Origin of the sequence: Spongiibacter tropicus DSM 19543 (genome assembly GCF_000420325.1) — a bacterium.
Classification (GTDB): domain Bacteria; phylum Pseudomonadota; class Gammaproteobacteria; order Pseudomonadales; family Spongiibacteraceae; genus Spongiibacter; species Spongiibacter tropicus.
Genome location: NZ_ATUS01000001.1, coordinates 660,470 through 686,057, shown reverse-complemented (window position 1 = coordinate 686,057; position 25,588 = coordinate 660,470). Strand labels below are relative to the sequence as shown.

The following is a 25,588-nucleotide window of genomic DNA, read 5'->3' as shown; positions in this document are numbered from 1 at the left end:
TTATTCCTTCCCTGCAATATCGTCAAAGCGCTGGATTAGCCAATCCGGGTCATCCAGCGGCAGGTCGTGTCCGGCGCTCTGGTGCAGCGCAACAGGCGCCTGGTAGCGGTCGGCGAGTTGCTGGCTGCACTGCCAGCTCACCATGTGATCAGCGCGGCTGGCGAGAAACAGCAAGCGATCGGCGGGCAATGCGTGTGGCGCGCGAAAGCGACTGGCAGCCCAGAGTTGGCGCAGCACATTGCGGCGCTGGATGGGGTGCTGGTTGCGCAGCTCGACGTAGCGACTGAGCAGCGCGGCGTTGTTGCCGTGCCGGTTGCTGACCATTTTCATAATGGCCTGCTCCTGAGTGCTGATGTGTCTCGAGACTAGACCGCGAAAGACCTGGGGCAGTGCGCGGGGCTGAAGTCGCTGCCATACCGGGCAGTCACCACTGCTGCTGTTAATCAAAATAAGATGGCGGATGCGCTGGGGTTCCGTGTACAGCCAGTCCAAGGCGACCATGCCCCCCAGTGACAGCGCGACAATCCCGAAGGGCTCATCGTCGGGCAAGGCGAAGCGTTGCTGAAGATCGCAGCGGATCTCGGCAATGGTCAGCGGGGACCTGCGTTGATGCTCACTGCCAAAGCCGGGCAAGTCCAGCGTGTGACACTGCCAGCCCAAGCGCGCAGCGCAGTCATCCACAAAGGGCTGCCAGTGGCCGCTCTCGCGGGACAGGCCGCGCAGGAACAGCCAATGCCGGGGCAGCGATAGCTCAGTCATCGAGTTGTCGATACCAAAGGCTTTGGGCGATCTGGCGAAGCTGCATTTCCTGTTCGCCCCGTGGCTGCCATTGTTCGGTATTGCGGCAGGCCGCCAGCATAAAATCCAGTAGCAACAGGTGGCCGCGCAACACCCGCGCATGGCGGTGGGGCACCGTAGGATTGAACAGCCCGGCAAAACTGAACAATTGTCGGGGGTGTTTCTTCACCCACAACCAGCTTCCCATTTCCAGTGTCAGTGGCAGCAGCTTCACACCTTGTTCGCGACAGCGCAGATAAAAGTAGTCCCACATATCGCCGTGACTGAGATAGTGCATTGCCTGGGGTCCGAAGGCGTAATTGTGGTGGGGGAAGTTGCGCTCCCAGAGCAGCTTGAGCGCCACATAGCTGCCGATGTCGTCGATGGCTTCCTTGCGGTAGGCATGGGGAATCCACAGATGATCGCGAAAGCCGAAACCGGAGTGGAAGTCGATCGCAATCATCGTTCTGCCTGCTTGGCTGTGTCGGCGAATCAGTGATTCCAGCACCTGAAACTCCGGTTCAACCTGTCGGTCATAGCGTCCCCGATACCATGGCAGGCGGCGCCAGAGGCGCTGCCCGCCGACCAGAAACGGGACCCGGTCTTCGGCGTCAATCGGCGCGTGCCGGTTGAGATCGACGCTGTTGGCATTGCAGCGCGAGTTGCGGAGCATGCCCGCGGGGTTGACCAGGGGCAGGGCGATGATCGCCACTTCGTCTTCAAATTGTGATCGCCAGTGACGGTCCCAGCGGCAGCGCTCCAATACGGTTTCCAGCCAGGCGATTAATACCTGGGTACCAATGCGCTCGACGCCGTGCACACCGCCGGTGAGCAGCAGGCAGTGTTTGGCGGTTTCAGGTTTGCCCAGCGTCAGGGAGATGAGGGGGAGCTTGAAATCGTCGACGTCGATCAGGGCTTCGCAGCGGCTGCTCAGTAAGTCGCCGCCGTGCCGACAGAGCTGTTCAACATTGAGAAGCTCCGGCAGGCGCCGGTGCAGGCGGCCGCGATAGGGGTCGAGAGCGCTGTGCACGTCCAGCGGTGGCGGTCCGAAAACAGCGTCTTCGTCGCTGGGGGGTACGTGATTCGTCAAGGCTCAGGCGCAGTTCAGTCGAGCGGAGGCATCGCGCTGCTGCCAGAGCGAGGCGACCAGCGCGTCCCGGTTTTGCCAATCACCTTTCAGCAACCAGTCGCAAATCGCTGCCGCGACATCGGGGTAGTTCTGGGGCGCCGGTGCGCGGCGTTGTTCCAGCCAATTGCCAACCGCTTCGCTATCGAGGTGGGTCATGATGCTGGCGAGTTCGAGTTGACGAAGAGTGGCCGCGTTACCCAGTTGTTCCGACTGGCCCGCGACGGGCTTGGCCAGTACCGGCAGGCCGATATGCAGGCATTCGCTGATCAATTCAAATCCCGCATTGCAGATCACGCCATCGGCGCTGCGCAGATCCTGCTTGAAGCCGTGCAGACTGGTTTTGCGCAGCATGACGTTACCCTGCTGCTGATCATTGAGCGTCGGAGCATACTGAATAAAGCGTTGCCCGGGGAACTGTCGCAGCAGCCCGGTGACGCGGCTCTGGTCTTCAAAGGGCAGATACACCACCGTGTGGCCCGCAGAAGGCAGGCGGCTTTCCTCCGGGTTGATGATCGGCGGCACGATCGGGCCGTCAAAATGATGCCAATGCAGGCCCAGGCCATAGCGTACGGGGGCAAACAGTTTCATCACCAGACGATTGCGTAGATCAACACCGTCCTCGGGCACTCCGGGGTGACCGAAGGCATATTGGTGGCCGACCCCGACAACGGGTTTGGCCTTCAGTCGCCCCGCCCAGGCGGTGACCGGTTCGAAGTCTGTCAGCACCAGGTCGTAAGGCGTCAGGTCGAGTTGCTTAACGTCTTTGATAAATTGCAGAGGGCGCGCATCGCGCAGGGTCTGAAGGGTATTGATGCGGCCGTCGACCGTGGTGAAACTCAGGCCATGACGGATTTCGTAGCGGCCAAAACAATCCATGTCGAAGTATTGTTCGGCTGGTCGACCGCTGAATAGATAGTCCACCTCCACATTCCTGTCGGCGAAATGTTTGGCCATCATGCGGGCGCGCGAAATATGGCCGTTTCCGGTGCCTTGCACGCCGTATAAAATTTTCATCTGTCTGTGTTTGACTCGTTCAATGAGTGGAATGGGTATCCCGGTGATTACAGTGTCACCAGGTAATAACCCAGATGTGCGATGGCGACGCCAAGTCCGGCACCCGCGACGGTATCGGTGGGGAAATGGACGCCGAGTAAGACGCGGGAGGCACCGACGGCGGCGGCCCAGACAAACAGGCCGGCGGCGACAGCGCCGAAGCTCAGCACCGCAAGGGTGGCCAGCAGAAAGGCGGCGGCGGTGTGCCCCGATGGGAAGCTGAATTCGTCGGAGGCAATTATCGACGCACTGAACTGCGGGATGGCGGCAGGTGGGCGGCGGCGACGGCAGGTGTTTTTCAGCACCCAGTACAGCGGCAGCCACACGGCAAAGGAGATTGCCACGGCGGCGGTAAAGTAGCCGCTGCCGGGAACATTCAGTGCCAGCAGGCCCAGTGGCAAAAACAACTGGGTGTAGCCGTCACCGCTTTTGGAAACGCCGAAGGCGACGCGGCAAAGCTGTTGCTGATGGCGGGTGTTGACGCAAGCCAGAAACATCCGCACATCGAACTGATTAATTGATTGAATCAGGCGCATAGTTTCATCCTCTCGAATGTCACCCTACGCCTCGGCGTTTGCAAATTCGTGACACTGTCATTGCAGAAATGCGACAGTGTGGCGGGGTCAGCGATTCTCCAGTCGCAGAACAAACCCCCGGTGATCGCGCTGGCTGCAGGCCTCGACAGGCAGCAGCTCGGCGTAAAAGTCGTCGACACAGGCTTCGGCGACGGCCAGGAAGGGCGGCCGTCCGGGATCGCTGAGCAGGATTTGTCCGCAACCTGCGTCGACGGCGCGGGCAATCATCTGATAGACCGCCTCGGCCATGTCGTCCCAGAAACAGATATCGCTGCCGATCAGGCAATCGCTCCGAGCCAGCTCCGCGTCAGGGATGTCCTCAAATGCCCAGGGTTGGCAGTCGACGGTGACGTTATTGACCGCTGCTTGTGCCTGCAAGAAGGGGAAAACGGCAGAGTCGGCGTCGCTGGCGATGACGCTCGCGTCAAGATGTTTCGCACAGTAAATGCCGCCCAGGCCCCAGCCGCAGCCGACATCCAGTACCCGGCTGCGGTGCGTCAGTGGGTGCTGCTGGAGATAATCCATCAGCAGAAACGCGGCGCCCCAATTTTTATTGCCGTGTAACTGGGTGCTGCCCGCTGCGCGCAGACGACGCATAATGGGGTGGCTGGCAAGCAGGTAGTCAATGCCGTAATGCTGCCGCTGTTTTGGGTGGGGGTGTTTATCAAGGCCTGACGATACGGACATGGTGCCTTTCCTGAAAGCCGGTGATGGGCAAAAAACTCTGTGCCGACCAAGGTCGAATGCCCCTGTTGGCGATGGGCGGGTAGTATACTGCTTTGACGGAGTGTTTCCCCTCGCTCCTGTGTCCTTGGGCTCTATAAGGAGGATTGGCGTGGCCGATTTCGATTTTGACGTGCTGGTAATTGGCAGTGGTCCGGCGGGGGAGAGCGCGGCGCTCAATGCCGTGAAGCACGGCCAGAGTGTCGCCGTCGTCGAAGAGCAAGACCAGGTCGGCGGGGCCTGTACCCATCAAGGAACGATTCCTTCCAAGGCCTTGAGGCATATGGTGCGTCAGGCCATCCGTTTTAATCGCACGCCGATTTTTCGCGATATTGGCGACCCTCGAACACTGACGTATCCCCGCCTGCTCAGCCATGCGAACGAGGTTATTGCCCGTCAGGTGGCGATGCGCAGCCGCTTTTACAATCGCAACAATATCCGCATTATTCGCGGCCATGCCCGTTTCGCCGACGCGCACACATTGACGGTGACCTGCAGCGATGGGCGCGAGGAACGTTTTACGGCCGGGCGAATTATTATCGCCACCGGTTCGCGCCCTTACCGTCCGGCCAATATCGACTTTTCCCATCCGCGGGTTTACGACAGCGACAGCATTCTCAAAATGACCAATACCCCACGTAAGATCATTATTTATGGTGCGGGGGTGATTGGCTGCGAGTACGCGTCAATTTTTTCGGGCATTGGTGCCAAGGTAGAGCTGGTCAATACCCGCGACCGACTGTTGGAATTCCTCGACGATGAAATTTCCGATGCCCTCAGTTATCACCTGCGCTACCTAGGGGTGATGATTCGTCACCGTGAGGTGTACAGCGAGGTGGAGGCCAACGACCGCGAGGTGGTGGTCAAACTGGAAAGTGGCAAGCGGCTGCATGCCGATGCGCTGCTGTGGTGTAACGGCCGCAGTGGCAATACCGACCAACTGGGTCTGGGCTCCATTGGCGTAGAGCCGGATCACCGGGGCCAGCTTCAGGTGGACGAACACTACCAGACCAGCGTGGCATCTATTTATGCCGCTGGTGACGTCATTGGCTGGCCGGCACTGGCCAGCGCCGCCTACGACCAGGGGCGTGCCGCATCGGCATCGGCAAGGGGTAAAGAGCACTGCCGTTTCGTTGACGACGTGCCGACAGGCATCTACACCTTGCCGGAGATCAGTTCCGTGGGGCTGAACGAGCGCGAGCTGACTGAACAGAAAGTGCCCTACGAGGTGGGGCGCGCCTTCTTCAAGGATACCGCCCGCGGACAGATCAGCGGCGAGACGGTGGGAATGCTCAAGCTGCTGTTTCACGCCGACACGCTGGAGATTTTGGGTATTCACTGCTTTGGCGCCGAGGCCGCCGAAATCATCCATATCGGCCAGGCGATCATGAAGCAAAAGGACGGCGGAAACAGCCTGCGCTACTTCCTGAATACCACCTTCAACTACCCGACGATGGCCGAGGCGTACCGCACGGCAGCCCTGAATGGCTTGAATCGTCTGTAAGCCCCAGTTCATGAGGGCTGGAGGCGAACGCACAGATCGCAAAAATAGGTATAAATTTTCATTGACAGCGGGTTGTTCTGGGCATAAATAGTGCCCTGAACAACCGCGCTAACGCCGCTGGTTGCTTCCGTATTTGACCGTGCTGGAGTGAGCAGGATATGGCAAGAGATATGGCAGTATCGGAAAGCGTCGAAGATCTGGACGACGACTTCTTTGACGACAGCAGTGCGAGTTATGACGACAACCCGAATATGGGTGGCCGCGATAACAGTATTCGCCGTCGTATCGAAGAGCGGCTGGAGCGCAAACGCCTGATGGAAGAGCTGGATATGCTCGACGATTTCGACATCTGAACGTCTCGTTGACGGTGTCTCTCAGCGCCCGGTGTTCTATCGGGCGCCGCTTTTTAGCCTCCTAATTATCCTCCTGAAATTGTAAATTGCTGCGTAGCCGTGTCGGCCTGTTGCCGGGGCTCGCCAGCGGGGCTACCATGTCGGGCAACGTCATGCCCCGCAGTTGCTGTGTTATACCTCCGCGCGGCGCTACGATGAGTAAAATACAAAACAGGGATACCCAATGAACTGGAAAGTTATTTCCGCGATTGTTGTGCTGCTGGTTGTCGCCGGCTTCGTCTGGTTTGTCGTTGATCGCTCGGCCAACAGCGATTACAACGAGCCGGTCAGTGAGCAGGACCTCGAGCCTTCGATGTCGCCCAAGGTCGGGCAAGTGAAAGAAACCCTGGCGGTTGAGTCCGAAGAGGACTACCAGGAAGAAGCGGACAAGGCACCTGCGCCTCCCAAACAGATTGACGGCAGTGATCAGCAGGTTCGCGAAGCTGCAGGGGAATTGTCCCCGACGGTGGCGGACTGGCTCGTACCCCAGCATCAGGTGCGCAAGTGGGTAGCGATGATCGATCAGATGGCGGGGTTTCGCCTGCCCAATAAAAACCTGCCGGTGCAGTATCCCAAAGAGCCGTTTCTGGTGATCAAAACCGAAAAGGGTATTGCCAATGATCCGGGCAACTATCGTCGCTGGGATCCTCTGGTGAGTGCGGTAACCGCACTGAATCCGAAAAAAGTAGCGATTTACTACAAAAAGTGGTCGCCGTTTCTGGAATCGAGCTACAACGAACTGGGCAACCCACAGTCCTTCGACAACCAGCTGAGAGCGACCATTGAGCACCTGCTGATTGTGGAACCGATTCCGGTGGATACCGAGCTGCGCAGACCCAAAGTCTTTTATGAATACGCAGACCCGGTACTGGAGAATGCCGATCCGCTCAGCAAGTGGATGTGGCGGTTGGGCCCCGAGAACATGAAAAAGCTTCAGGACTGGCTGAAGCGTCTCGAAAGCTACCTCTAACGTCATCTGCTAACCGAGCAACCGCCACCCGTTTGGAGGGTGGCGGTCTCATCCCCTCGCGCTACACTCGCCTCTAAATACTGATAACGAGGCTGTGATGTCATTAACTCCTGTAGATCTCTCCGGTAGCCGTGTGCTGATTGCCGGCCCCGGCGGCCAGGTGGCGCAACCCATTGTTCAGGCCCTGGCGCCGATTTGTGAATTGACCGCGGTGGCGCGTTTCTCCGATGAAAGCCAGCGCCAGCAACTGGAAAAGCAAGGGGTGCACACCGTACGTGGCGATCTCGCCGATCATCAGAGTCTGCGTGACTGCCCCGCCGACGTGGATTACGTGATCAATCTGGCAGTGGTGAAAAGCGGCAACTTCGACTACGACCTGCGTGCCAATGCCGAAGGTATCGGCAACCTCATGAGTCACTGCCGGTCGGCAAAGGCTGTGCTGCATTTTTCGTCCACGGCCGTCTATGAATATGCCGGCCATGAGCCGCGCCGGGAAGATGCGCCGCTGGGTGACAATCACCGTTCCATGTTCCCCACCTACAGTCTGTCGAAAATCGCCGCAGAGTCCGTGTGTCGATTTGTTGCCCGTCAACATGGGATTCCCACGACCATTGCGCGCCTCAGCGTGCCCTATGGGAATAATGGCGGCTGGCCCTTCTTCCATCTGTTGATGATGAAAGAAGGCATGGAAATCGACATTCATCCCGAGGGGCCGAATGTCTACAATCTGTTGCACAGCAGCGATTACATAGACAAATTGCCCTACCTGCTGGCCGCGGCCGATACCGACGTCTGCACCGTAAATTTTGGCGGTTCTCAGGCCGTCAGTATTGAAGAGTGGTGCGCTTATCTGACCGAGCTAAGTGGTTTTCAGCCTCGCTTCAAAGAGAATGCCAGCGCCTTCGGCAGTCTGCAGATCGACACCGAGAAAATGCACAGCCTGATCGGTCCGACGCAGAAGGACTGGCGAGACGGGATTCGGGAGATGGTTGAGCAGCTCGCGCCGGAGCTGCTCAAGGCCTGATCGTCAGCTCAGGCGGCCGAGCAGGTGAGGGCGGCCGCTGCGCGCGTCGCGTAGTTCAAACACCGTGGTATCGCCGTCATTGTCGTAACACAGCAGGGTGTCGGCGGGCAGAAAAACCGGGGTTTTGAATTCCACTTCACAGTGCAGTTGTTCACGGCTTTCATGGTCAGCCAGCTTGGCAATACAGGCGGCCTTACTCCACATGCCGTGAACGACCATTTTGCGGAAACCCAGCAGTTTGGCGCTGAGGTTGTGCAGGTGAATGGGGTTAAAGTCTCCCGAGGCGAGCGCGTAGCGGCGGGCCGTCATTGCTGCTATCGCTAAGGGCTGCTGCTGTGTATAGCTGCGTGGCTGAGCATGCTTCTTCGGCGTTTTCTTTCCGCCTTTACTGGCTCGGCGTGACAGGTAGAGGCTGTAGTCTTCCCATACACATTCATTGTTGGCATAAGCACGGCAGCGAAAGGCAAATTCAATCCCGCGATCGGTGTCTTCATGGCCAGCCAGTTCGCAATCAAGCCTCAGAGTTTCGTCGAGACGAATACCGCGATGCTGGATGATGGTATTGCTCAGGTGTACCGAACCCATTGGTGCCACAGGGAAGTCCTTGCGCAGCATTAATTGCATTTGCAGACGAAACGCCAGCGTGTGCAGATAGCTTGGTGGCAGGGTGTCGCGCGCTTCGGTAAAGCCACAGGCACGGGCGTAACGGCGCACCTGGCGGGCGTTACAGCGAAGTGAAGGCAGACTGATTCGGACGTCGGGGAAGTCCTTAGCCTTGCGGCGGCGGGGCAGGGCTGCGCGTAACAGCAGTGGTGCCATGGCGGGAAGGCGTTTGATTTGTACTTCCTGAGCGGCGCTCATGCTACTCTATCTCCATCTTTTGTCCGGCAGCACAGTATAATCAATGCCTTGGCACAGGGGATTTGCTGCGGCGTCAGTGTGAGTGATGCGCTGCGGTCAATTGCCAGGCCCCAATAGCCGCGCAAGCCATAGACAGCGAGTGTAATGAGCGATTCCAAGGAAAAACGGTTTTCAGACCTCAGCGATTCCAGCTTTCTGATTCAGTTGGCCTACCCGGCCCTGCAGGAACTGGGGCTGGATGTGGAACGAATAGTTAGTGAGTGCAAAATTTCCACGCAGCTGTTGCGCGATCGCACCGCGCGTTTCCCCCACGCCGCGCAGGTTCAGTTCTGGCGGGTACTTGAAGAAGTCAGTGGCGATAAAAATATCGGTTTGCACTTAGCGAATGTCGTGCCTGTTTATCGCGGCCAGGTGCTGGAATACCTGTTTTTGAGCAGCCCTAATTTTGGCGATGGTCTGCGCCGTGCACAGAATTACCAGCGTCTGGTGACGGATGCCATGCAGTTTGAACTGAAGGTAGATGGTGGCGAGGCGCGGGTGGTGCTCAATTTCTGCGGTGATGGTGAGGCAGAACTTCGCCACCGCGATGAGTGCTTCATGCGCTTTCTGCAACGCTATTTCGATGCGGTAACCGATGGTGCATTTGAGGCGCGCGAGATCAACCTGAGTCACGAGCCGCAGGGGGATATCGACGAATACCAGCGCCACTTTAACTGCCCGGTGCATTTTGGCGCGGCGGAGCAGAGCCTGGTATTCGACAGCCAGATACTGTCCACCCCGTCCAGTCATGCCGAGCCGGATCTGCTGAAACTGCATGAAAAAGTGGCCAGCAAACAACTGGAACGTCTGTCCCGTCAGGATGTGGTCGGTGAAGTCAAACAGGTGATTGCCGAAGTGCTGGAGCTGGGCCAGCCCAGTCTGGAAAGTGTCGCCGAGCGACTCGGTATGAATGAACGGGTACTGCGCTCGCGACTGACCGAGGCGGGTACCAGCTTCAATCAGGTATTGGCGGACTACCGCTGTGTACTGGCTAAACGTCTATTAGCGCGCACCGACGAAAGTATTGCCGATGTGGTGTATCTGACTGGCTTCTCGGAGCCGAGCACGTTTTACCGTGCCTTCAAGCGCTGGACCGGGCTGACGCCGATCGAGTACCGCCAGCAGAAGCAACAGCGCGTTGAATCGGGCGCCAGCAGCGACTGAGCCCGACTGGCGCTTTAGCGGCGTCGCGTTCGCGACGCCGTCCATCTCATCTTCAATGCCGTCGGCAGTAGATCAGGCGCCGAACCAGCTCTGGCCACAAATACGCAGCGTATTGCCATTCACGCCGCGAGACAGCGGGTTGCCGAAGAAGGCAATGGCCTCTGCGACATCTACCGGCAGGCCGCCCTGTGACAGCGAGTTCAGACGGCGGCCGAACATGCGGGTAAACAGCGGAATGGCTGCCGTCATGGCGGTTTCGATAAAGCCCGGGGCCACGGCATTTACGGTGATATTGTGGGCGCGCAGTTTTTCATCGTGCTGCATGAAATCCACATAGCCGATAACACCGGCCTTGGAGGCGGCGTAGTTGGTCTGGCCACGCTGACCGGCGATGCCATTCATTGACGACACGCCGACGATGCTGCCGCCGTTGCGGATCAGCCCGTCTTCGAGCAGTTTGGCTGTAATGCGCTGTGCGGATGCGAGGTTGATATCCAGTGTCATCTGCCATTGTTGTTCGCTCATGTTCACCAGCATTTTGTCTCGGGTGACACCGGCATTGTGCACAATCAGGTCGACGCCGCCGGCGTCCTTGGCCGTGGCAGCGATTTTATCACCGGCATCGGCTGCGGTGATGTCTGCCACCAGCGGGATGCCGTTGATGCGAGTCATGACGCGTGCCAGGTCCACTTCCATGGCGCCGACATCAATGCCAATAACCTTGGCGCCATCGCGGGCGAGGGTTTCGGCAATGGCTTCACCGATGCCCCGAGATGCGCCGGTGACGATGGCGGTTTTCCCGGCCAGTGGTTTGTGCCAATCCACTTCGCCAGACTGGTCGGCTGCACTGATTTTCACTACCTGACCGCTGATGTAGGCCGATTTGGGTGACAGGAAAAAGCGCAGTGCCGCGCCGAGGTTGTTTTCTGCACCGTCTGCGACAGTGATCAGCTGTGCGGTGCTGCCGCGACTGCCCAGTTCTTTTGCCAGTGAGCGGGCCAGGCCTTCCAGTGCACGCTGCGCGGCGGCCTGCTCGGCATTGGCGCTTTGCAGATGCGGGCGGCCCAGCAGTATTACCCGGCCACCGCTGGCCAGTTGGCGGATATTGTCGTGAAAGAAGCGATAGGCCTGAACCAGTTCCAGGCCGTTTTTCAGGCCGCTGCCGTCAAACACCAGTGCATTGTAGCGGCCTTCATCGGCAGTCTTGTCCAGTGCCGTGCATTGCTCCAGTGCACTGGCGTCGGCCAGCACGTCGGCATCGCTGGCCTGAATGATATCGGCAGCGGCATTCAGCAGTTGAGCATCGCTGGCGGCGCCCAGCAGCAGGCGTCCGGAAAAGAAGCTGCTTTGCTGCGGGGAGTATCGCTGCAGTTCAACGGGGGTACTTACACCCAGTGCGCCGAGAATTTTTTTACCAGCGCGGGACTGAATGAATGATTCGATGCGGTCTGTCATGACAACTCTCCGTAGTAGGCCGGCAAACAGGCCGGCAGAGGCGCAAACGGTGGACGCCTGAATTAGGTCAGGGGCAATTCTACGCACAGCCCGCCGTCGTTGAATTGACAGACTTGCCCTGTTAGCTCTGTCGGCTCAGCCAATGCCGGAGACTTACGCCTTGCTACACTGCGCTCCCATCAGACATCAGCCGAGGAATTCTCATGTCCCAGTCAGTTAAGCGCGTCGCTGTTATCGGCGGTAACCGCATTCCGTTCTGCCGTTCCAATACCGCCTACTTTGGTGCCAGCAATCAGGACATGCTCACCGCGGCGATCGAGGGTTTGGTGCAGCGCTATCAGCTTTCCGGCGAGCGCCTGGGTGAAGTGGCCGCGGGCGCGGTAATGAAACATAGCCGCGATTTTAATCTTACCCGTGAGACGGTTTTGGGTACGTCATTGGATCCCAGCACGCCCTGCTTCGATATTCAGCAGGCCTGTGGCACGGGTTTGCAGGCGATTAATCTGGTCGCCAATAAGATCGCTTTGGGGCAAATCGACGCCGCCATTGCCGGTGGTGTGGATACAACGTCTGATGCGCCGATTGGGGTCAGCGAAGGCCTGCGTAAAATATTTCTGCAGGTGAACAAGGCGCGTAGCTTCGGCGAGCGCGTTAAGCCTTTTATGCAACTGCGGCCCAAGGACATCGGTATTCAAATTCCGGTGAACTCCGAGCCACGTACCGGCATGTCGATGGGTGATCATACTGAAGTCACGGCCAAGACGTGGCAGATTCCCCGTGACCAGCAGGACGAGCTGGCGTATCTCAGCCACAAAAATCTGGCGGCGGCTTACGAGCGCGACTTCTTCAGTGATCTGGTCAGTGCTTACAAGGGGGTAGAGCGCGACAATATCCTGCGTCCGGATACCACTATTGAGAAACTGTCGACGCTCAAACCTGCCTTCGACAAAAACAGCGGACAGGGCACGCTGACTGCTGGCAATTCCTCTACGTTGACTGACGGTGCCTCTGCGGTACTGCTGGCCAGTGAGGAGTGGGCCAAGGAACGCGGTTTGCCGATCCGTGCCTACCTGAGCTTTGTAGAAACCGCGGCGGTGGATTTTGTAGGCAAAGGTGGAGCGGAAAAAGAAGGTCTTTTGTTGGCTCCGGCCTATGCGGTGCCGCGTATGCTGGCTCGCGCGGGTCTGACGCTGCAGGATTTTGATTTTTATGAGATTCACGAGGCGTTTGCCGCGCAGGTGCTGGCAACCTTAAAAGTCTGGGAAGACGAGGATTTTTGTCGCGACCGCCTGGGTCTGGATCGCCCGCTGGGCAGCATTGATCGCAGCAAACTGAACGTCAACGGCAGTTCGCTGGCGGCCGGCCACCCCTTTGCCGCAACGGGTGGTCGAATTGTTGCCACACTGGCCAAAATGCTGGAAGAGAAGGGCAGCGGTCGTGGTCTGATCTCAATCTGTGCGGCGGGTGGTCAAGGTGTGACAGCCATTCTGGAGCGCTGATCGACGCGTCGATGGGCTGATAAAAACGGGGCTGCGGCCCCGTTTTTTGTTTGTGTCTATTCAATGCTCGCGCTTTTGCCCTTACCAAAGGATTCGCAGCTGCCCAGCTCGTAGGCCATAACTGAAGGATCGGCGCAGGCCGTGCAGCCATTGCTGTATGTTTGATGCTTCACTGAGGGGCAGGGCTGGGTGACGCAGCGAACGCGGGTGTCGACGTGGCCGCAGACCGGTTGGTACTCCCGCGTACAGATTTGTGGTCGCTGTTCCGGACAGCTGACGAAGCCACTGTTCTCCATGGATTCTTCCGGGGCGGTGGCGCAGCTTGCCAGCAGCAGTGTCGTGACGGCAATGCGAAGCAGGCCAGAAAGGCGTTGCATGGTAGTTCTCCCTGTTACACCACGTCGGCACGGTGTGGCGATATTGTGGTGGGTGACGGCATCTGAATAGTTAAACAGTCTCATTGCCAAAGTCTATGGTATTGATTCGCAAAAGCGAATTTACCTATTAGTGACAACGAGTTACTGTGAAGGCTGTCAGGATAAGCAGCGGTCATCGACAAGCGATGCCGAGACGTAGGTAGAGCATAGCTGCTGCTTACCACTATGGCGGATGGCAAATGACGCATATCCGACAGGAGTCACGATAACAGGAGTACGATTATGCAGAAGATCGATATTGGTATCAGTGAAAATCACCGCGAGCAGGTTGCCGAAGGCTTGAGCCAGCTGCTGGCGGACTCCTATACCCTCTATCTCCAGACGCACAATTTTCATTGGAATGTCACGGGCCCCAGATTCCGCGACCTCCATCTGATGTTTGAGGAGCACTACACTGAGCTGGCGACCGCTGTCGACGACATTGCCGAGCGTATCCGTACGCTGGGTGTTGCCGCGCCGGGTACATACAAGGCATTTGCCCAGTTGAGTAAGATCGAAGAGGTTGATGGTGTACCGACGGCTGAAGATATGGTGGATATTCTCACTCGTGGGCACGAGCAAGTGGTGAGAACGTGCCGCGAAGTACTCAAGTTGGCGGGTGACGCTGACGATGAGTCCACCGTGGCGCTGGTGGGCGACCGTATGCGCATTCATGAGAAAACCGCTTGGATGCTGCGCGCCTTGAATCGCTGAGATAGCAACCGGCGCTGACCCGAATACCCGGCACGTCCGGGTATTTTTTTGTCTGCGCTTGGCGCCGCCCGGTATTTGTGGAATCGTTGCTGCCATGGCTTGCGTAGAACACAGCGGGCAACGTGACGGATACAACCGGGGACAACAGGATGCGAAAAAAAGGGGCCTTGCTGATCTTGCTGCTACTGCTGGTAGCCGGCTTTGTTTTCAGCGGTCTTGGCGACTATCTCAGCCTGTCCGGCCTGCAGGCGCTCCACAGCGATATTCTTGACAAGCAGGCGGCCCAGCCCTGGTTATTTGCATTACTGTTCTTCCTTGCTTACGTGCTGGTTACTGCACTGTCGTTACCCGGCGCGGCGGTAATGACCCTTGCAGGTGGTGCTGTGCTGGGTTTTTGGCAGGGGCTGTTGTTAGTGTCCTTTGCGTCGACGATTGGCGCTACCCTGGCATTTTTGGTTGCCCGCTATCTGCTTCGCGACAGCCTGCGAGAACGCTTTCCCGAACGCCTGAAAAGTATTGATGCCGGTATCGAGCGCGAGGGTGGCTTTTACCTGTTTACCCTGCGCTTGGTGCCACTGTTTCCGTTTTTCCTGATTAACCTGTTGATGGGGCTGACGGCACTGCCTGCCCGGCGCTTTTACTGGGTGAGTCAGCTCGGTATGTTGCCGGGCACCGCGGTCTATGTGAATGCCGGGGTTCAGCTCGGCCAGCTCGATAGTTTGGCGGGTATTCTCTCGCCATCGCTGGTCTTGGCGTTCTCCCTGCTGGGTATTTTTCCTCTGCTGGCCAAGCGTGTGCTGGAAGGCTTGCGTCGCCGCCGTATCTACCGGGGCTGGTCACGTCCTAAACAGTATGATCGCAACTTGCTGGTGATTGGCGCCGGAGCAGGTGGTCTGGTCAGTGCTTATATCGCCGCTGCGCTGCGTGCCAAAGTGACCTTGATCGAGGCGGGGGAGATGGGGGGCGACTGCCTCAATACCGGTTGCGTGCCGAGTAAGGCTTTGATCCGATCCGCTCGCCTTGCTGCCCAGGCGCGCCGCGCTGAGGATTTCGGTGTAGAGCTGGGCCCTGCAACGGTTAACTTCCCCAGAGTAATGTCTAGGGTGAGGCGGGTGATCGCCAATATTGCGCCTCACGATAGTGTCGAGCGTTACACGCAGCTGGGTGTGGAGGTGATTCGGGGCTACGCGCGATTTGTCGATCCCTGGACGCTGGAAATCGAACCGCCTTCCGGGCCCTCTCAGCGTTTGACGGCGCGCAACATTGTTCTGGCGACGGGGGCGGAGCCGGTTGTGCCACCGATTCCGGGGCTGACTGAGTACGGCTTCGAAACCAGCGAGACACTGTGGAACCGTCTCGACGGTCTCAGTACTGCGCCGGGCCGGGTACTGGTATTGGGCGGTGGCGCCATTGGTTGTGAGCTGAGTCAGTGTTTTGCCCAGCTGGGGTCTGCCGTGAGTCTGGTTGAAATGGCACCTCGCTTGCTGCCCAGGGAGGACGACGAGGTATCGGTGGCGTTGGCACATCAGTTTGCCGATGACGGTGTCGATGTGTTCTGTCGCCATCGCGCTCTGCGCTGTGAAATGCGCGACGGAGAAAAATGTCTGGTGATCGAGGATCTGGCCAGCGGCGATGTGCGGGCGCTACCGTACGACATGCTGATCTGCGCGGTCGGTCGCCGTCCGCGTCTCAGCGGGTTTGGGCTGGAAACGCTGGGGGTCAGTACAGAGGCACCGCTGGAGACCAATCGCTTTCTGCAAACGGCGTTCCCACATATTTATGCGGCGGGAGATGTGGTGGATGGTCCACTTCCGCTAACGCATGTTGCCGCCCATCAGGCCTGGTATGCCAGCGTGAATGCGCTCTTTGGGTGGCTGAAACGCTTTGCGGTGGACTACAAGGTCTTGCCGCGAGTGACCTATACCTCGCCGGAGGTGGCGGCAGTGGGCTTGAGTGAGCAGGACGCGAGAGAACAGGGGATAGCGGTGGATGTGACTCGCTATGATCTGGCAGATCTTGATCGCGCGATCTGTGAAAGCGAAGCGCAGGGTTTTGTTAAAGTCCTGACGGCACCCGGCAAAGACCGAATTCTGGGGGTCACAATCGTCGGCACTCAGGCTGGCGAATTGTTGGCGGAATATGTGCTGGCCATGAAACACGGTCTGGGGCTGGGCAAAATATTGGCGACGACGCATGCGTATCCCACCTTGGCGGAGGCTAATAAGTATGCCGCCGGAGAGTGGCGCAAGGCGCGCCAGCCGGAGTGGTTGCTGGGGATGTTGGCCCGTCTCTTCCGCTGGCAGCGGGGAGGTGAGTGATATGCGGCACTGGCTGATTGCGCTCTGCTGTGTGCTGGGTCTGGCCAAGCCGCTGCGCGCTGATACCTTGCATGAAGACTGGCAAAGCCTGCTGTCACGGCATGTGAAAACACTGCGTAACGGTCATGCCAGCGCGGTAGATTACCAGGGCTTCAACGCAGATCGCGATCAGCTTTCCCGTTATCTGGCGGCACTGTCTGCTATTGAGCCAGAGGTTTACGGGACGTGGTCGGCGGCGCGACAGCTGGCGTTTCTTATCAATGCTTACAACGCCTGGACGGTTGAGCTGGTGCTCCGACATTATGGTGAGATTGATTCGATCAAGGAGATCGGTGGTTGGTTTCGCTCTCCCTGGCGGCAGCGTTTTATTCCGCTCTTGGGTAAAAAGCGCAGCCTAGATGACATTGAGCACGGGATGATCCGACGGCAGTTCAGTGAGCCACGTATCCATTTTGCGGTGAATTGCGCCAGTATTGGCTGCCCGGCATTGCGTGATGAGGCGTATCGAGGAGAGGTCCTTGAAAGCCAGCTCGATCAGGCCACTCGTCGCTTTTTGGCTGATCGCGAGCGCAATGGCCTGCGTGATGGTCAGCTATATCTGTCGAAAATTTTTGACTGGTATGGCAAGGACTTCGAGCAGGGCTGGCGCGGGCAGTCGTCGCTGGAGGCGTTTCTGGCAGGCTACGCCGATGAGCTGAGGCTGACGGCGGAGGCCTTGTCTGCCCTGCGTGCCCGGCGCCTGCCCATCGCGTTTTCAGATTATGACTGGCGCTTGAACGATACGGCCACTGTGGCAGAGAGTGCGAGTGATGGCTGAGCCGTTGTTGAGTGTTGTTCTGCCGCTGCTGAACGAACGGTCATTACTGTCGAAGATGTTGCCTCGTCTACGCCGCTGGCAGGCTGCCTATCCTCATGTCGAGTGGCTGTTTGTTGATGGCGGCAGTTGTGATGGCTCACAGGAGTACCTGCGTGAGCAGGGTATGCGAGTGATTTGCAGTGAACCTGGGCGTGCCCGGCAAATGAATGCCGGGGCGGCGGTGGTGAGCGGGCGTTATCTATTGTTTTTGCATATCGATACCGAGCTCAATCGACCGGCCATCGAGGCGCTGCTCGACGTGTGTCGCCATGGTCGGGCCCAGTGGGGCCGCTTTGATATCCAGTTGTCGGGCCGCCCTCGGCTGCTGCCGGTGATTTCCACACTGATGAATCTGCGCTCTCGACTGACGGGGATAGCGACGGGCGATATGGGGATTTTTGTACAGCGCGGGGTATTTCTGGAGCAGGGGGGCTACGCGCCACAACCCTTGATGGAGGATATTGAACTTAGCCGGCGCCTGCGGGCACAGTCGCCGCCGCTGTGTTTGTCCCAGAAGATAGTCAGCTCAGGTCGTCGCTGGGAGCAGCAGGGTTGCCTGCGCACAGTACTGCTGATGTGGTGGCTGCGGCTGCAGTATTTTTTGGGTGTGCCCGCTGAGCGCTTATTGCGCAGTTATTACCCCGAGCAGCGGGAGCCACGATGAACGCGCTCTCGGTGCGCCTGTGCGTGTTTGCCAAATTGCCTGCTCCCGGCACGGCGAAGACCCGCTTGATTCCCGCCCTGGGTGAGCAGGGGGCCGCGAGGGTCGCAGAGGCCCTGTTGCAGCAGTGTTTGGCATTGTGTGAAGAGGTGAAAGGCAGTGCCGAACTTGAGCTGTGGTTGACGCCGCCGCCCTCGGATTCGCGCTGGCAGACGCTGATTGATCTGGATCGCTTTACTGCGGTGTCACAAGGTGAGGGCGACTTGGGGGGGCGTATGCAGCGAGCGGCAAATGGCGGTCCTATCATCCTGATTGGTAGCGATTGTCCCTCCTTGGCGAGAGACGATATCGACTGGGCTATGAGCTGTCTGCGTCAAGGCGACGCTGCGATGATCCCGGCACAGGATGGCGGTTATGTCCTGCTGGGGTTGCCAGAGGCAACGCCCGGCGTCTTTGACAATGTGGATTGGAGTACCTCCCGCGTTGCCGAACAGACGCGACGCCGATTACACGCAGCGGGCCTGGTTTGGCATGAGCGACCGGCGTTGTCGGATGTGGATGTGATTGACGATTTATCCCGGCAGCCGGCGGCATTTCTGCGCTGTTGTCATCTGCCCGATTATGGGGGAGTCGTCACATGACTGACTGGGAGGCTGCACTGCGCCTGAGCAGCTTTTTGCTGGTCTTTACGGTGTTTGCGCTACTGGAATGGTGGCGTCCGTTTCGCCCTGCCGAGCGCCGCCGTTGGGCCAGTAATCTGGGCTTATCACTGCTGGGGACATTACTGTTGCGACTGGTATTTCCCGTTGCGGCAACCGGGGTTGCCCTGTGGGCGTCTGAGCAGGGTGTAGGGGTCGCAAATCAACTGGCGTTGCCATTATTGGTGTCGGTGCCGCTGGGTATCCTGCTGCTGGATATGCTGATTTACTGGCAACACCGCCTGTTTCATCGCATACCCTGGTTGTGGCGTCTGCACCGGGTACACCACGCCGATCTGGCCGTTGATGTGAGTACCGGCTTGCGATTTCACCCGGTGGAGTTCCTCTTATCGATGCTGATTAAGGCCATTGCGGTTGCTCTGTTGGGATTACCGGCGTTGGCCGTATTGCTGTTCGAGGTTTGGTTGAACGCCTGTGCGCTGTTCAATCACAGCAATATCGCGTTGCCAGAGGCGCTGGAGCGCCGACTTCGATCCTGGCTGATCACCCCGCAACTGCACCGGATTCACCACTCCCGGCGTTGGCAGGAAAGTCAGCATAACTTCGGTTTCAGCCTGAGTTGCTGGGATCGTTTTTTCGGCAGTTTTCAGTCGCGTGCGCAGGCAGGCAACGCGGTGCAGCTTGGTTTGCCGGAGCCGCGACAGCTTCCTCAGGGCCTGTGGTTTCTGTTGTGGTCGCCGTTTGAGCGGCGCAAGGAGAAAGAGGAATGAACGCGCAGGGGAGGCTTCTCGCTCGCTATCTCCGCGATTTACCTGAGGGTGAGCTGACGTGGATTGGCGTTCGCCCTCAGCGTCGCGAGCCGATGTTGTCCTTGCCATCTACCGTAGCGGTGGAAGGGTATGGCTTGGAGGGCGATCGCCGGATGGGCGGCCGGGCCGGATCTGGTCGCCAGATTTCACTGATCAGTACAGAGTTTATTGCCAGTATTGCCCGCCATCTGGGGCGAGCAGAGATTAACCCGGCATTATTGCGTCGTAATCTGCTGGTTTCGGGGATTAACTTGAACGCGCTGCGCTATCAGTATTTTCAGATTGGTGAGGCAATCTTTCAGGCGACTGCACTCTGCCATCCCTGTTCTCGCATGGATGAGGTGCTAGGGCGGGGCGGCGTAGTGGCCATGCTGGGCTACGGCGGTCTTTGTGCAAAAGTTGTGCGTACTGGCCGCATTGCGGTGGGAGATCGTCTGCGGCCTTTGCCCGAATCGTCCTTGCCGGCAGCACCTCAGGGTTCGCTGTTCTGAAAATCGCCATGACGGCCGCGCCCCTGTGCGAACGCGGTGGCGCCATTGCGTGATTCGCCGCTTCTCAGCGTTTCCAGTCCCAAGGCAAATTCAGCGTGAATGGCGTCTGCCTCGCTCATCGACCATTGCGTCAGCGCACTCTCGCGGTCGTTGCGCAGGCATTGCTGGGGAAAGCTGGCTATTTGCCGGGCCAGTGACAGAGCCTGCTCTTCCAGTTGTTCATGGGGGACGACCCGATTGGCAAGCCCAAAACTCAAGGCTTCCTGCGCATCGACGGGGCGGCCGGTGAGAATCATATCCATTGCGCGGCTCTGTCCGATTAGCCGCGGCAGGCGAATGCTGCCACCGTCGATAAGCGGTACCCCGAACCGCCGGCAGAAAACCCCGAAGACGGCATGTTCGCTGGCAACGCGAAGATCACACCATAGCGCAAGCTCCAGTCCGCCTGCCACGCAGTAGCCATCCACGGCGGCGATGACGGGTTTGCTTAACTGCATGCGCGTCGGCCCCATGGGCCCGTCTCCGCGTTCACTCAAGGGGTTATGTTTGTCGGGGTCGCCACTGGCAAAGGCATGTAAATCGGCACCGGCGCAAAAATGTCCTCCCGTGCCACTGAGGATGGCAACTTTTGCCTCGGTGTTCTTGTCAAACATCCGGAACGCTTGGGCCAGAGCGCGTGCGGTAGGGCCATCAACGGCATTGCGTTGCTCCGGGCGTTGGATGGAAATATGGCAGATGTCGCCTTCCATTTTTACCGATACAGATCCTGAGACTGTCATGGCTGCGGCTCCGACTTATTGTTTTGTTAAGCCGCGATCTTAGCGCAATGTGTGCTGTCTTGCGCTCAAAGCCGTTGCTCGGGTGTAATAAGCATTAGCCGATATCAATGGAGTGAGTAATAGTGGCGAGACCGAGAGTGCGAGAACGATTGCTGGATGCTGCCCACGGGCTGCTCTGCGATGAGGGGGTTGCGGCCCTCACGACGCGGGGTGTTGCCTCCAGAGCCGGCACAACGGAGGCCAGTGTCTTTAACAATTTTGGCGACAAGGCGGGTCTGCTGCGGGCATTGGTTGGTGAGCGCCTGCCTGAACGACTGGTCGTCGAGCAGTGCATAGAGCAGGATAACGGCGCTGAAATGGAGTTGTGGCTCTGTCAGGTTTACCTCAGTGCCGAGGCCTTTTACGCAGAGGTTGTGCCGCTGATGGCGGCGCTTTGGACCGGCGGCATGCGCGATGCCTCGGGGCAGATGCATGAGATGAGCCTGTTTCCCCTGTACTGCAAATTACAGCATCGGCTGAAAATCTTTCAGTGCGAAGGCCGTGTTGCGCAGGCTGCCGACATTGCTGTTGCCAGCAATCTCCTGCTGGGCGCGGCCTTGCACAGTGCATTGCAGCGTGTCTCGAGAGACGAGGCCACCGAAACCGAAGGAAACGGAGAGGAAGCGGTTGCGCCGCTTGCGCCGTCATCGTCCGCGGAGGATATTGCTGGCAGCCTCTATACGCTCATCAGACCCTGATTTTAATTGTGTGCGAACCATAGTTGGCGCGCGGTGCGCTGGATTCGCACTCTGTCGATCGTAATAATGGGCGGCTCGGGCCGCCTTTTTTATGCCCGGTACCTTAAAAGACATAACAAAAAAGGCTGTCAGCATGTTGGCGGTGACGGCCCGAACTCAACGACAGGAGTATGTAATGGGACCACTTCAGGGGCTGCGTATTATCGAAATAGAGGGCCTGGGGCCCGCGCCGTTTGCCGGAATGATGTTTGCCGATATGGGAGCGGAAGTGATTTCCGTCACACGCAAGTCTGCTGCCGAGGGCAGTGCACCGATAAACAGCATCAGCGAACGCGGCAAAAAATCCATTGCTCTGAATTTGAAAGACCCTCGCGCGGTGGAAGCCCTGCTTAAACTATGTGAAACCGCCGACGCGCTGATTGAAGGCTTTCGCCCCGGTGTTGCCGAGCGTTTGGGTATCGGTCCTGACGACTGCATGGCCCGCAACCCCAAGTTGGTTTATGGACGAATGACCGGTTGGGGGCAGACAGGACCGATGTCTCAGGCCGCTGGGCACGATATCAACTACATCTCGCTCTCTGGTGCGCTGCACGGTATTGGTCGCGCTGGTGACAAACCGGTGCCGCCACTCAATCTCGTTGGCGATTTCGGCGGCGGAGGTATGTTCCTGGCGTTCGGTGTCGTCTCCGCCATGCTGGAAGCGGGCCGCAGCGGGAAGGGGCAAGTTGTGGATGTATCCATGGTCGAGGGCTCGGCTGCGCTGATGCATATGATGTACAGCTACTACAATCTCGGTGCCTTTGGATGGCGCGACGAGCGCGGTGTCAACGTGCTCGATACCGGCGCGCATTTTTACGAAGTATATGAAACCCAGGACGGCAAATACCTGTCGGTGGGGCCCATCGAACCACAGTTTTATCAACTGCTGAAAGAATTGATGGGGCTGGATGAAACGGTCTTTGGCAATCAATACGATGTAGAGCGTTGGCCTGAACTCAAAGAGCAATTACAGGCGCTGTTTAAGACCCGAACCCGCGATGCCTGGTGTGACCTGTTGGAGGGCACAGATGCCTGCGTTGCACCGGTACTGTCCATGAGCGAGGCGCCAAAGCATCCCCACAATGTCGCCCGCAACAGCTTTGTGGACGTGGGGGGACACGTTCAGCCTTGTCCGGCACCCAAGTTCAGTCGCAGTGAACCGGCAACCCCAAAGCCGGCGCCCTTGCAGGGTGTAGACACGGATGCGGTCCTTGCCGGCTTGGGTTACGACGCCGACAGCCTCGCTGCGCTGCGCGCTGACGGGGTGCTGACCTAAGCAACTCTCCCGTACGGGTTTTCCGAGATACGCGGCGGCGGCTGACGGCTGGTATGGATATCGCATCCCCTTTATAGTCAGAAAACAGCCCGCCGCGTGCGGCCGTTGTTGGCGACACGCCTGCCCGGTCCGGCGGCCGCAACTCAGGGAGCCCGCAATGCGCACTGTTCATCCCGACGTTAGCCGCGTGACAGACGCCATTGCCCGCCGCAGTGCGGGCAGTCGCGACGACTATCTGCGCCGCCAGCACGAGGCAGGCCAGCAGGCACCTAATCGGCAGCGGCTCAGCTGCGGCAACCTCGCTCACGGTTTTGCCGCCTGTGAGGGTGATGATAAAAACCGCATCCGGCTGATGGAGTCCGCCAATCTCGGCATTGTCACGGCCTACAACGACATGTTGTCGGCTCACCAGCCCTATAGCGACTATCCCGACAAGATCAAAGCAGCAGCCCGCGAGCTGGCGTGTACGGCACAGGTGGCTGGAGGTGTGCCCGCCATGTGCGACGGCGTGACTCAGGGGATGCCGGGGATGGAGTTGAGCCTGTTCAGTCGCGATGTGATCGCTCAGGCCACGGCTGTGGCGCTATCTCACCAGATGTTTGACGCTGTGATCTGCCTGGGTATTTGCGACAAAATCGTGCCGGGCCTGCTGATCGGGGCGCTGCATTTCGGCCATCTGCCGATGATGTTTTTACCGGCAGGCCCCATGCCCAGTGGCCTGCCCAACAAGGAAAAGCAACGCGTTCGACAGCTGTTCGCCGAAGGCAAGGTGGGTCGCAAGGAGCTGCTGGAAGCCGAAGCGGCGTCTTATCACAGTGCGGGCACCTGCACCTTTTACGGTACGGCCAACAGTAATCAATTGCTGATGGAGGCCATGGGGCTGCAACTGCCCGGCGGCTCCTTCGTGAATCCCGGTACCCCTTTGCGGGAGGCGCTGAATCGTGAAGCGGTGCATCAGCTGTGTCGGGTGAGCAGTGTTTCTGCTTCGCCGAAACCCTTGGGCGACATCGTGGATGTGCGCGCTATCGTCAACGCCATGGTGGTGTTATTGGCCTCGGGTGGATCGACCAATCATGGTATCCATCTCATCGCGATTGCCCGTGCGGCGGGTTTTATCATCAATTGGAGTGATCTCGATGCGCTGTCTCGGGTCGTGCCGTTGCTGGCGCGTGTTTATCCGAATGGTCAGGCCGATATCAATCATTTTCACGCGGCCGGGGGGAGCACCTTGCTGTTTCGCCAGCTGATGGAGGCGGGCCTGATGCATGCCGATGCACCGAGCATGTGGGGGCAGAGTATGGCCGACTACCTTCAGGAGCCGGTCCTGGACGGTGAGAGATTGCGGTGGCAGCCGGGGGTTGAGAAGAGTGGCGATCCCGCTGTCATTGCGTCGGTAGACGCGCCGTTTGATGCCGAGGGAGGCTTACGGCTGCTGGAGGGTAATCTGGGGCGCGCGCTGATCAAAGTGTCGGCCGTCGACCCTGCCTACCACCAGATTGATGCTCCGGCGGTCGTCATTGGCAGTCAGGGAGAGCTCCAGGTCAAGTTTGATGCCGGGGAACTGGATCGCGACTGCGTGATTGTATTGCCGTATCAGGGGCCGCAGGCCAACGGTATGCCTGAGCTGCACAAGCTGACGCCGGTATTAAGTGTTTTGCAGGACCGCGGCCACCGGGTTGCCCTGTTAACGGATGGGCGAATGTCCGGCGCATCGGGCAAGGTGCCGGCCGCCATACACTTGAGCCCGGAAGCTGCTGTGGGCGGCGCGATTGCGCGATTGCGGGACGGTGACCGCATTATCCTCGATGCGGTGAATGGTGAACTGCGCTGCGATATTGACGATGCAGACTTGTTCGCCAGAGCGCCTTTGCCGAAAGAGGAAGACAGTCGCTTCGGCGTAGGGCGGGAACTGTTTGCGGTATTCAGAAGCCAGGTCGGCAGTGCAGAGCAGGGCGCGTCGGTGTTATTTCCGGCCCTGCCGGAAGGTCTTGGCGAGCAAGGCTGAGCGTATTCATGGAGAGCATTATGCACCAGCAATTAATGGCAATTCTGAAGCGGGCACCGGTGATGCCGGTGCTGGTGATCGAAGATGCGGAACATGCTGTGCCGCTGGCCACGGCGCTGCGGGACGGTGGCCTGCCGGTATTGGAAATTACGCTGCGCACCCGGGCGGCGCTAAATGCCATTGATCGCATCCGCGAAGAGGTTGATGGAGTTTGCGTCGGCGCCGGCACGGTATTGAATGCGCACGACGTAAAATTGGCTCTCGCTGCGCGCAGCGAGTTTCTGGTGACGCCAGGCAGCAATAGTGCGCTGCTGGACGCCGGTATTGAGACCGGGCTGCCTTTTCTTCCCGGCATCGCCACAGCCAGCGAGGCGCTGGCATGCATGGACCGCGGCTTGAGGGCGGTAAAGTTTTTTCCCGCTGAAGCGATGGGTGGCTTGGCAACGCTGAAAGCGCTGTCTGCTCCACTTGCCGATTTACAATTTTGCCCGACCGGGGGAGTTACGCCGGAAAACGCTCTGCAGTACCTTGCCTTGCCCTCGGTGATTACCGTGGGGGGCTCCTGGATTGCGCCGCTGGAACTGCAGCGAGCGGGGGATTGGGAAGGTATTCGGCAGCGTGCGGCCATCGCCAGCCAGTTGCGCGCGACGGCAGGGGGCTAGT

General features: G+C 58.7%; 26 protein-coding genes. 17 read left to right on the top strand and 9 right to left on the bottom strand.

Annotated features, from left to right (window positions below):
- From G411_RS0103310 to G411_RS19155, 5 genes are all read right to left on the bottom strand, one after another.
- Positions 1-759, bottom strand: a complete 759-nt coding sequence (locus G411_RS0103310) for an alpha/beta fold hydrolase (RefSeq protein ID WP_022957751.1) — start codon at positions 757-759, stop codon at positions 1-3.
- Positions 752-1,867, bottom strand: a complete 1,116-nt coding sequence (locus G411_RS19160) for a DUF2817 domain-containing protein (protein WP_051151234.1) — start codon at positions 1,865-1,867, stop codon at positions 752-754. The genes G411_RS0103310 and G411_RS19160 overlap by 8 nt, the downstream gene beginning before the upstream one ends.
- Before the next feature lie 3 nt (positions 1,868-1,870).
- Positions 1,871-2,920 carry an MJ1255/VC2487 family glycosyltransferase gene (locus G411_RS0103300; RefSeq protein WP_028968108.1) on the bottom strand — a complete coding sequence of 350 codons (1,050 nt, stop codon included), beginning with the start codon at positions 2,918-2,920 and terminating at the stop codon, positions 1,871-1,873.
- Between the two features lie 47 nt (positions 2,921-2,967).
- Positions 2,968-3,495, bottom strand: a complete 528-nt coding sequence (locus G411_RS0103295; protein ID WP_022957750.1) for a phosphatase PAP2 family protein — start codon at positions 3,493-3,495, stop codon at positions 2,968-2,970.
- 87 nt (positions 3,496-3,582) lie between these two features.
- Complete coding sequence (locus tag G411_RS19155) at positions 3,583-4,221, bottom strand: class I SAM-dependent methyltransferase (protein WP_022957749.1); 639 nt, start codon at positions 4,219-4,221, stop codon at positions 3,583-3,585.
- Between the two features lie 148 nt (positions 4,222-4,369).
- Here G411_RS19155 and sthA point away from each other — a divergent pair, with 148 nt between their 5' ends.
- The 4 genes from sthA to G411_RS0103270 all read left to right on the top strand — a co-directional run bounded on the left by sthA (position 4,370) and on the right by G411_RS0103270 (position 8,147).
- Positions 4,370-5,761 (top strand): Si-specific NAD(P)(+) transhydrogenase, encoded by a 1,392-nt coding sequence (gene sthA / locus G411_RS0103285; protein WP_022957748.1) that lies wholly within the window; start codon positions 4,370-4,372, stop codon positions 5,759-5,761.
- A gap of 158 nt (positions 5,762-5,919) precedes the next feature.
- Entirely contained in the window at positions 5,920-6,114 is a 195-nt protein-coding gene (locus tag G411_RS0103280; RefSeq protein ID WP_157581106.1) for a PA3496 family putative envelope integrity protein, read from the top strand.
- A gap of 223 nt (positions 6,115-6,337) precedes the next feature.
- The gene (locus tag G411_RS0103275; protein ID WP_022957746.1) at positions 6,338-7,123 is read left to right on the top strand and encodes a DUF3014 domain-containing protein; all 786 of its coding nucleotides are present in this window, start codon (positions 6,338-6,340) and stop codon (positions 7,121-7,123) included.
- 97 nt (positions 7,124-7,220) lie between these two features.
- Positions 7,221-8,147 carry an NAD-dependent epimerase/dehydratase family protein gene (locus G411_RS0103270; protein WP_022957745.1) on the top strand — a complete coding sequence of 309 codons (927 nt, stop codon included), beginning with the start codon at positions 7,221-7,223 and terminating at the stop codon, positions 8,145-8,147.
- 3 nt (positions 8,148-8,150) lie between these two features.
- Here G411_RS0103270 and G411_RS0103265 read toward each other — a convergent pair whose 3' ends face one another.
- On the bottom strand, positions 8,151-9,008 hold the full coding sequence (locus G411_RS0103265; protein ID WP_022957744.1) for a MaoC family dehydratase: 858 nt from the start codon (positions 9,006-9,008) through the stop codon (positions 8,151-8,153).
- Positions 9,009-9,152: 144 nt separating this feature from the next.
- Between G411_RS0103265 and G411_RS0103260 the strand changes: the two genes are divergently transcribed.
- The gene (locus G411_RS0103260; protein ID WP_022957743.1) at positions 9,153-10,211 is read left to right on the top strand and encodes an AraC family transcriptional regulator; all 1,059 of its coding nucleotides are present in this window, start codon (positions 9,153-9,155) and stop codon (positions 10,209-10,211) included.
- 72 nt (positions 10,212-10,283) lie between these two features.
- On the opposite strand, the gene G411_RS0103255 is transcribed toward G411_RS0103260, so the two are convergent.
- Positions 10,284-11,666 carry a 3-oxoacyl-ACP reductase gene (locus G411_RS0103255; RefSeq protein WP_022957742.1) on the bottom strand — a complete coding sequence of 461 codons (1,383 nt, stop codon included), beginning with the start codon at positions 11,664-11,666 and terminating at the stop codon, positions 10,284-10,286.
- A gap of 203 nt (positions 11,667-11,869) precedes the next feature.
- Here G411_RS0103255 and G411_RS0103250 point away from each other — a divergent pair, with 203 nt between their 5' ends.
- Positions 11,870-13,165: an acetyl-CoA C-acetyltransferase gene (locus G411_RS0103250; protein ID WP_022957741.1), complete on the top strand. Its 1,296-nt coding sequence runs from the start codon at positions 11,870-11,872 to the stop codon at positions 13,163-13,165.
- Between the two features lie 56 nt (positions 13,166-13,221).
- Here G411_RS0103250 and G411_RS0103245 read toward each other — a convergent pair whose 3' ends face one another.
- Entirely contained in the window at positions 13,222-13,542 is a 321-nt protein-coding gene (locus G411_RS0103245) for a Kazal-type serine protease inhibitor family protein (protein WP_022957740.1), read from the bottom strand.
- 282 nt (positions 13,543-13,824) lie between these two features.
- Here G411_RS0103245 and G411_RS0103240 point away from each other — a divergent pair, with 282 nt between their 5' ends.
- The 7 genes from G411_RS0103240 to G411_RS0103210 all read left to right on the top strand — a co-directional run bounded on the left by G411_RS0103240 (position 13,825) and on the right by G411_RS0103210 (position 20,089).
- Entirely contained in the window at positions 13,825-14,295 is a 471-nt protein-coding gene (locus G411_RS0103240; RefSeq protein WP_022957739.1) for a Dps family protein, read from the top strand.
- A 149-nt stretch (positions 14,296-14,444) separates the two neighbouring features.
- Complete coding sequence (locus G411_RS0103235; protein WP_022957738.1) at positions 14,445-16,613, top strand: FAD-dependent oxidoreductase; 2,169 nt, start codon at positions 14,445-14,447, stop codon at positions 16,611-16,613.
- A gap of 1 nt (position 16,614) precedes the next feature.
- Complete coding sequence (locus tag G411_RS0103230) at positions 16,615-17,430, top strand: DUF547 domain-containing protein (protein ID WP_022957737.1); 816 nt, start codon at positions 16,615-16,617, stop codon at positions 17,428-17,430.
- A complete protein-coding gene (locus tag G411_RS0103225) occupies positions 17,423-18,133 on the top strand; it encodes a TIGR04283 family arsenosugar biosynthesis glycosyltransferase (protein WP_022957736.1) in 711 nt (236 codons plus the stop codon). The genes G411_RS0103230 and G411_RS0103225 overlap by 8 nt, the downstream gene beginning before the upstream one ends.
- Positions 18,130-18,771: a TIGR04282 family arsenosugar biosynthesis glycosyltransferase gene (locus tag G411_RS19150; RefSeq protein ID WP_022957735.1), complete on the top strand. Its 642-nt coding sequence runs from the start codon at positions 18,130-18,132 to the stop codon at positions 18,769-18,771. The genes G411_RS0103225 and G411_RS19150 overlap by 4 nt, the downstream gene beginning before the upstream one ends.
- A complete protein-coding gene (locus G411_RS0103215) occupies positions 18,768-19,559 on the top strand; it encodes a sterol desaturase family protein (protein ID WP_022957734.1) in 792 nt (263 codons plus the stop codon). The genes G411_RS19150 and G411_RS0103215 overlap by 4 nt, the downstream gene beginning before the upstream one ends.
- Positions 19,556-20,089 (top strand): MOSC domain-containing protein, encoded by a 534-nt coding sequence (locus tag G411_RS0103210; RefSeq protein ID WP_022957733.1) that lies wholly within the window; start codon positions 19,556-19,558, stop codon positions 20,087-20,089. Before G411_RS0103215 ends, G411_RS0103210 begins: the two co-directional genes overlap by 4 nt.
- On the opposite strand, the gene G411_RS19145 is transcribed toward G411_RS0103210, so the two are convergent.
- A complete protein-coding gene (locus G411_RS19145) occupies positions 20,071-20,868 on the bottom strand; it encodes a crotonase/enoyl-CoA hydratase family protein (protein ID WP_051151233.1) in 798 nt (265 codons plus the stop codon). The genes G411_RS0103210 and G411_RS19145 overlap by 19 nt on opposite strands.
- A gap of 137 nt (positions 20,869-21,005) precedes the next feature.
- Between G411_RS19145 and G411_RS0103200 the strand changes: the two genes are divergently transcribed.
- From G411_RS0103200 to eda, 4 genes are all read left to right on the top strand, one after another.
- A complete protein-coding gene (locus G411_RS0103200; RefSeq protein ID WP_022957731.1) occupies positions 21,006-21,605 on the top strand; it encodes a TetR/AcrR family transcriptional regulator in 600 nt (199 codons plus the stop codon).
- A 175-nt stretch (positions 21,606-21,780) separates the two neighbouring features.
- The gene (locus G411_RS0103195) at positions 21,781-22,920 is read left to right on the top strand and encodes a CaiB/BaiF CoA transferase family protein (protein WP_022957730.1); all 1,140 of its coding nucleotides are present in this window, start codon (positions 21,781-21,783) and stop codon (positions 22,918-22,920) included.
- 157 nt (positions 22,921-23,077) lie between these two features.
- Positions 23,078-24,925, top strand: coding sequence for a phosphogluconate dehydratase (gene edd / locus G411_RS0103190; RefSeq protein WP_022957729.1), 1,848 nt, complete (start codon positions 23,078-23,080; stop codon positions 24,923-24,925).
- Between the two features lie 20 nt (positions 24,926-24,945).
- Positions 24,946-25,587 (top strand): bifunctional 4-hydroxy-2-oxoglutarate aldolase/2-dehydro-3-deoxy-phosphogluconate aldolase, encoded by a 642-nt coding sequence (eda, locus tag G411_RS0103185; RefSeq protein WP_022957728.1) that lies wholly within the window; start codon positions 24,946-24,948, stop codon positions 25,585-25,587.
- The last annotated feature ends 1 nt before the right edge of the window (position 25,588 follow it).

Excerpts from the sequence above, each read along its gene's own strand:
- G411_RS0103280 (WP_157581106.1), top strand. The coding sequence starts at position 5,920 with ATGGCAAGAGATATGGCAGTATCGGAAAGCGTCGAAGATCTGGACGAC.
- G411_RS19145 (WP_051151233.1), bottom strand. The coding sequence starts at position 20,868 with ATGACAGTCTCAGGATCTGTATCGGTAAAAATGGAAGGCGACATCTGC.
- G411_RS19150 (WP_022957735.1), top strand. The coding sequence starts at position 18,130 with ATGAACGCGCTCTCGGTGCGCCTGTGCGTGTTTGCCAAATTGCCTGCT.
- G411_RS0103270 (WP_022957745.1), top strand. The coding sequence starts at position 7,221 with ATGTCATTAACTCCTGTAGATCTCTCCGGTAGCCGTGTGCTGATTGCC.
- G411_RS0103300 (WP_028968108.1), bottom strand. The coding sequence starts at position 2,920 with ATGAAAATTTTATACGGCGTGCAAGGCACCGGAAACGGCCATATTTCG.
- G411_RS0103195 (WP_022957730.1), top strand. The coding sequence starts at position 21,781 with ATGGGACCACTTCAGGGGCTGCGTATTATCGAAATAGAGGGCCTGGGG.
- G411_RS0103265 (WP_022957744.1), bottom strand. The coding sequence starts at position 9,008 with ATGAGCGCCGCTCAGGAAGTACAAATCAAACGCCTTCCCGCCATGGCA.
- G411_RS0103275 (WP_022957746.1), top strand. The coding sequence starts at position 6,338 with ATGAACTGGAAAGTTATTTCCGCGATTGTTGTGCTGCTGGTTGTCGCC.
- G411_RS0103235 (WP_022957738.1), top strand. The coding sequence starts at position 14,445 with ATGCGAAAAAAAGGGGCCTTGCTGATCTTGCTGCTACTGCTGGTAGCC.
- G411_RS0103240 (WP_022957739.1), top strand. The coding sequence starts at position 13,825 with ATGCAGAAGATCGATATTGGTATCAGTGAAAATCACCGCGAGCAGGTT.
- G411_RS0103230 (WP_022957737.1), top strand. The coding sequence starts at position 16,615 with ATGCGGCACTGGCTGATTGCGCTCTGCTGTGTGCTGGGTCTGGCCAAG.
- G411_RS0103250 (WP_022957741.1), top strand. The coding sequence starts at position 11,870 with ATGTCCCAGTCAGTTAAGCGCGTCGCTGTTATCGGCGGTAACCGCATT.
- G411_RS0103255 (WP_022957742.1), bottom strand. The coding sequence starts at position 11,666 with ATGACAGACCGCATCGAATCATTCATTCAGTCCCGCGCTGGTAAAAAA.
- G411_RS0103225 (WP_022957736.1), top strand. The coding sequence starts at position 17,423 with ATGGCTGAGCCGTTGTTGAGTGTTGTTCTGCCGCTGCTGAACGAACGG.
- G411_RS0103260 (WP_022957743.1), top strand. The coding sequence starts at position 9,153 with ATGAGCGATTCCAAGGAAAAACGGTTTTCAGACCTCAGCGATTCCAGC.
- eda (WP_022957728.1), top strand. The coding sequence starts at position 24,946 with ATGCACCAGCAATTAATGGCAATTCTGAAGCGGGCACCGGTGATGCCG.
- edd (WP_022957729.1), top strand. The coding sequence starts at position 23,078 with ATGCGCACTGTTCATCCCGACGTTAGCCGCGTGACAGACGCCATTGCC.
- G411_RS0103245 (WP_022957740.1), bottom strand. The coding sequence starts at position 13,542 with ATGCAACGCCTTTCTGGCCTGCTTCGCATTGCCGTCACGACACTGCTG.
- G411_RS0103310 (WP_022957751.1), bottom strand. The coding sequence starts at position 759 with ATGACTGAGCTATCGCTGCCCCGGCATTGGCTGTTCCTGCGCGGCCTG.
- G411_RS0103295 (WP_022957750.1), bottom strand. The coding sequence starts at position 3,495 with ATGCGCCTGATTCAATCAATTAATCAGTTCGATGTGCGGATGTTTCTG.
- G411_RS19155 (WP_022957749.1), bottom strand. The coding sequence starts at position 4,221 with ATGTCCGTATCGTCAGGCCTTGATAAACACCCCCACCCAAAACAGCGG.
- G411_RS0103210 (WP_022957733.1), top strand. The coding sequence starts at position 19,556 with ATGAACGCGCAGGGGAGGCTTCTCGCTCGCTATCTCCGCGATTTACCT.
- G411_RS0103215 (WP_022957734.1), top strand. The coding sequence starts at position 18,768 with ATGACTGACTGGGAGGCTGCACTGCGCCTGAGCAGCTTTTTGCTGGTC.